Raw genomic sequence first — 4634 nt, forward strand, 5'->3', positions numbered from 1 at the left:
TGGTTTCGGGGAAGGTGTCCGGGATCATGGGCATCCCGCACACGCGGACGGTCGACATGACGAACGGTGTCAGGCTCACCCAGGCGCGTCCCTCGAACAGATCAGCTTGGAGCCCGGGTGGCAGGAGGGCCTGTACGTCATGGGGGCGGTAGGGCCAGTGCAAGAAGGCCTGCCGCCTCCAGCCCATCGACAGCACCGGCACCCGGACGACAGGAGCAGCAGCTCCCCTGCGCGAGCTCCTCACGGAAGTCCCTTTCTGGTCGAGGGCCCTGTCCTGCCGTCCGTCCCCCCACCCAGACGCCGCAGGGTCGCGCACGCGGGTCCTCGCGTCTCCTACCGCAACTGGTCAGCGGTTGTCGGGCATGGTGGGGCGGGTCCGGCCGGCGGGCTGGGTGGTGTGACGGGGGTGGTGGGTGTGGTCGCGGGCGCCGGTGATGAGGTTGCTGGTGATGGAGCGTGTGTGGGCGACATCGCCCGCGACGGCCCAGGGCGATGCCGTGAGGTAGATCCCGGTATCAGAGCCATGGCCTCGATCATCTGGGCCCGCGGGGTGGTCGCGGCCCGGTCATGGCGGGTGCGCAGCTCCAGCAGGTCGGGGTGCGGCGCGATGGGGACGTGATGCGTGGACGCCATGCTGACCTCCTGGACAGGGATGTTTAACCGCCACCTACCCCCTAAAGCGGCATTAATCGGAATTGGGACAAAGCATCGAAAGCGGTGCGGGGCGTAGGGCTCCCGCAGCCCTGACCATGACGCGGCGGTGTTGTCCGCCTGCACACGTAGATCTCCCGGGCGCCGCGCCCGGGCGGTGCGGGGGCGGAACCGATGCCCGCCCGACCGGGGCAAGGGACGGCGAGAGACTTCAACGGCGACCGGCCCCCCGTCCCCGCGCGGCCGGGGCTGCCAGTTGTAGGTGAAGAGCGCGATCCCTTTCGCGTTCAGCCAGCGCGCGATCAGCGCGTTCAGGCCTGTCAGGGCGAGGAAGGTCAGCTCCTGGATGTCGCAGGCCACGACGTCGACGTCCTTGAGGGCGGCCTGTACCTCGTCCAGGGACCCTCGGGTGGTCTCGTTGAGCCGGCCGACGGGGGTGAGGTGCACGGTCGGTCCCTAGCGGCGGTGCTTCACCCACCGGACCTGGGCGCGGACGGTGAGCACGCGTTCGACCCCGGACATGTGCAGCAGGCGGGCCACGGGGGGCCTGAGCGCGGTCAGGGCGAGGGTCTTCCCGGCCTGCATGGCGAGCTGGTCCACATCCAGCAGGGCGTGCAGCCCTGAGCTGTCGCAGAAGGTGACGCCGGCCATGTCGATGTCGAGCCCGGCGCGGCTGGCTGCGAGGGCCGCCGTGAGCTCCTGACGCAGGGCGGGAGCCTGGTCCATGTCGATCTCGCCGCTCACCTGGGCCAGGACCCGCTCGGGGCCTGGTTCGACGACCACGGCGACGTGTGCGGGCCGAGTGGTCATGGCCTTCTCCCTCGTCCGGGGAGGGCTGTCCGGTCGGCTCGGCCCGCGGGGCCAGGCCGGCCAGCAGGTGCAGGAGGTCCGCGACCTCGGGGCCGCCCTCGGCGGGGTGGCGGAAGAGGGTCCCGGGCGTGACCTCGTAGAGGTTGCGGCGGCCGTTGCGCACCCGGGTCTGGGCAGCATGCTCCTGTCCTCGGACGCCACCCCAGTGCCGACGTCGGGAGTCCGGCCCCGCCGCCTCCGGTGGGCGCCACGTCAGCGGCAGGCCGGGCAGAGGCCGGGCCGGACCTGCCGCCGCGTGTTCGTCCCCGGATGGGGCAAGAGCTGGTCATGCACGAGGACAGCCTTTCGACACCCATGCCGCAGGTCGGCTCGCTCGATGAACTGACCGGCCTGGTCGCCGACCGGACCGGCGTGTACGTGCGCTGGTCGCTGGGCCCTGCCGCCGATCTGCCCTCGGTCAGCAGCCGCGACGACCTGACCGGGATCGCGATGCCCGGACTGTCGGCGAGCGCCCTGGACGTCGAGCCGTGGTGGGGCGAGCGATCGCTGCGTCTGTGGGTCGCGCGACGCCTGTACGACTACGCCCACCTGCCGCGAACCAAGGACCGCAGGGTACGTCCCTGGCTGCTGCTCGGCACGGAAGTCGGCAGAGGCCCGGACAACGAGCCTTTGGTCACCGGCGTGCGTCCGGTCGGATGGGTGCACCAGGCGGTGATCGACGAGGCAACCCGCGAGATCGAGGACCAGCCGGGCGGCTGGGGCCCCCTGGACCGGACTCCCCGCCGTTGGCATACACGACGGCGGCCGGGGGAGGCCGGCTGAAGATGACGGACAAAAACGTGCGACGACCGGGTCGTGGCCGCGCTGCACGACCCAGAACGTGTCACCGTCGCTCCCGGTTTCACCAGGCGCCAAAACAACGGCCCCCCGCGGAAGCCCCCGCAACGCGTATGGCGTGAGGGCAGCGTCTCGGGAGCGGAGGTGCCCGGCCCGGCGGCAGAGTTCAAGGCCGACACCGTGCGGGAGGGGAACACCGTGGTCTGCGTGCTGTCCGGGGACCTCCACGACGGCACGCGGGAGCCGGGCCGCCGGGCACTGGAAGGGGCGCTGGCCGCGAGGCCGGCTCTGCTCGCGGTCGACCTCGGCGCGGAGGAGCTGTTCACCGCCGCCGGCCTGAACCTCCTCCTCACCCTGAGGGAGACGGCCCGCACCCGCGAGGTGCCGCTGGCCCTGATCTCCCCCAGTGCGTCGGTGCGGCGCGTACTGGACCTGACAGGAGTAGCGGCCGGTACGTTCTCCATCCACTCCACCATGCGGGAAGCGGCCCACTGACACGGTCTGTGACCGCCGCAGGGGTATGGGGCGGGAACGGGTGGGCAGGAGCCAGGGCCACGGACGGCGACGCCACCGAGGGGACTGGTCGCCATGGAGGTTCCGCCCTCCGCCACACGCCACTGCGAGCTCGTCCCCGGCCCGACCCGGGACACGGCCGAATTCGGAGCCTGGATCGCCTGGGTCCGGCAGAAACTGACCGACTGGCATTTGTCCGCCCACGACGCGGACGCGGTCCTGATCGCCGCGGAACTCCTGTCGAACGCCACCCGGCACGCCGGCGGCATCCTCCGCCTCACCCTCGACCACCACGACGGCGTCCTGCGGATCGCCGTCACCGATCCCAGCCGCATCCCACCCCGCCCCCCGCGCCACCGGCCGGAGTCCACCGGCGGCCACGGCCTGTTCATCATCAACAGCCTCACCCTGCGCTGGGGAACCCGGCCCGAACGCGACGGCAAGACCGTCTGGGCCGACCTGTCGGCCCCACTCCGCTGAGCCCCCAGCCGACGCCGCACCGCGCCCGTGTTCGACCGGGGTGCCGAGGACTCGGCGACAACACCACAGTCCACGCCACCGCGGCCATGATCCTGGTCGCGTCCCACACTGCGCCTAACGCTGAGCGGCGGGACCACTGCCTGCGGAGCCCATTTCCGCCTCCACGCACGGGGCACCGAGCTGGGATCGTTCACCGGATACGCCTCCCCTCCCGCCCTCCTGCGCGCATGTGGCCGGCTGCCGACGCGTACCTCGAGCGGTGCTGGAACCAGCTCGCGTCGTTGTATCCCCAGCGTGCAAGCGAGCGCCACAGCTGACAGCGCCCGGAGCTTCGAGGGGACCGGGCCCGCCGGGTACGGCCCGAGGGTTGGGGCGCGCGAAGCTCATGCAGGGACACCACGCCCGCCTCAGGAGCGTGAAACGGCAACCACCCGCGGCCGGGTCGTAGACCCGGCCGCGGGCAGGGGCCCTCCGTCGGCAGGCGAGGAAGCCGGGGTGCCGAGGGCGACGCGCAGCTGCCCTCTAGAGGTGGGCCAGCGCGAATGCGGACAGGAATCCGGCCACGGTGACCAGTCCCGTCAGCAGGTGCACCTTGCTGTACGCCTCGGGGATCATCGTGTCCGCGATCATGGCGAGGATCGCCCCGCCCGCCACGGCCGTGATCACCGCCATCACCGCCTCGGAGGCCCCGCCGAGCAGCGCGTACCCGGCGAGTGCCGCCAGTCCGCTGATCAGTGCGATGCCGCCCCACAGGGCGAAGACGTAGCGCCGGGTGCGGCCGGCGCTACGCATGCCGGCGGCGCTGGCCAGGCCCTCGGGGAGGTTGCTGATGAACACCGCCGCCACCGTGGCAGTGCCCACGTGGCTCCCTCCCAGGAGACTGGTGCCGATCACCACGGACTCTGGCACCCCGTCGAGCAGCGCGCCGAGCGCGATGGCGTTGCCCGAACCGGGCGCCTCGGACTCCGACGGCTGCTCCTGCCCGGAGCGCTTGCGGTGCTGAGCCCCGCGCCTCGCCAGCAGCGCGTTCACACCCGAGTAAACCGCGGCCCCGCCGGCCGCGCCCCAGACGACGGGGCCGATGCCGGAGCGCTCGTACGCCTCGGCGATCAACTCGAAGGACACCGCGGACAGCAGCACGCCGCTGCCGAACGCCATGACGAGCGCGATCCAGCGGGGCGGGACCCGCACGAACGAGCCGATGGCGGCGCCGATCAGCAACGCCGCGCCCGCGAACAGCCCCCACCCACCCGCAACCAGCGCTCCCACCACAGGATCTCCTCTCCCGTTGTCGTCAGATGCCGCGCATGTACCCGCCAAGCCGGGCTGCAACGGCTTGGTGT

At 72.0% G+C, this 4634-nt stretch carries 6 protein-coding genes; 3 read left to right on the plus strand and 3 right to left on the minus strand.

Annotation, left to right across the window (positions count from 1 at the left end):
• Together VR44_RS25040 and VR44_RS45270 are read right to left on the minus strand one after the other, a co-directional pair.
• Positions 1-202: DUF2071 domain-containing protein (locus VR44_RS25040; RefSeq protein WP_045949850.1), on the minus strand; the 202-nt coding region annotated here is incomplete at its 3' end.
• A 905-nt stretch (positions 203-1107) separates the two neighbouring features.
• Positions 1108-1461 (minus strand): STAS domain-containing protein, encoded by a 354-nt coding sequence (locus VR44_RS45270; RefSeq protein WP_045949852.1) that lies wholly within the window; start codon positions 1459-1461, stop codon positions 1108-1110.
• Between the two features lie 327 nt (positions 1462-1788).
• Here VR44_RS45270 and VR44_RS25055 point away from each other — a divergent pair, with 327 nt between their 5' ends.
• From VR44_RS25055 to VR44_RS25065, 3 genes are all read left to right on the plus strand, one after another.
• Positions 1789-2283: a DUF6098 family protein gene (locus VR44_RS25055; RefSeq protein WP_045949856.1), complete on the plus strand. Its 495-nt coding sequence runs from the start codon at positions 1789-1791 to the stop codon at positions 2281-2283.
• A gap of 159 nt (positions 2284-2442) precedes the next feature.
• The gene (locus tag VR44_RS25060; RefSeq protein ID WP_045949853.1) at positions 2443-2793 is read left to right on the plus strand and encodes an STAS domain-containing protein; all 351 of its coding nucleotides are present in this window, start codon (positions 2443-2445) and stop codon (positions 2791-2793) included.
• A gap of 93 nt (positions 2794-2886) precedes the next feature.
• The gene (locus VR44_RS25065; protein WP_045949854.1) at positions 2887-3291 is read left to right on the plus strand and encodes an ATP-binding protein; all 405 of its coding nucleotides are present in this window, start codon (positions 2887-2889) and stop codon (positions 3289-3291) included.
• Positions 3292-3813: 522 nt separating this feature from the next.
• On the opposite strand, the gene VR44_RS25070 is transcribed toward VR44_RS25065, so the two are convergent.
• Positions 3814-4563 (minus strand): ZIP family metal transporter, encoded by a 750-nt coding sequence (locus tag VR44_RS25070; protein ID WP_045949855.1) that lies wholly within the window; start codon positions 4561-4563, stop codon positions 3814-3816.
• Positions 4564-4634: the final 71 nt, after the last annotated feature.

The organism is Streptomyces katrae, from assembly GCF_000966975.1.
Classification (GTDB): domain Bacteria; phylum Actinomycetota; class Actinomycetes; order Streptomycetales; family Streptomycetaceae; genus Streptomyces; species Streptomyces katrae.

What these genes read in the sequence shown, in the direction of transcription:
- VR44_RS25055 (WP_045949856.1), top strand. Translation starts at nt 1,789, where the DNA reads ATGCACGAGGACAGCCTTTCGACACCCATGCCGCAGGTCGGCTCGCTC.
- VR44_RS45270 (WP_045949852.1), bottom strand. Translation starts at nt 1,461, where the DNA reads ATGACCACTCGGCCCGCACACGTCGCCGTGGTCGTCGAACCAGGCCCC.
- VR44_RS25065 (WP_045949854.1), top strand. Translation starts at nt 2,887, where the DNA reads ATGGAGGTTCCGCCCTCCGCCACACGCCACTGCGAGCTCGTCCCCGGC.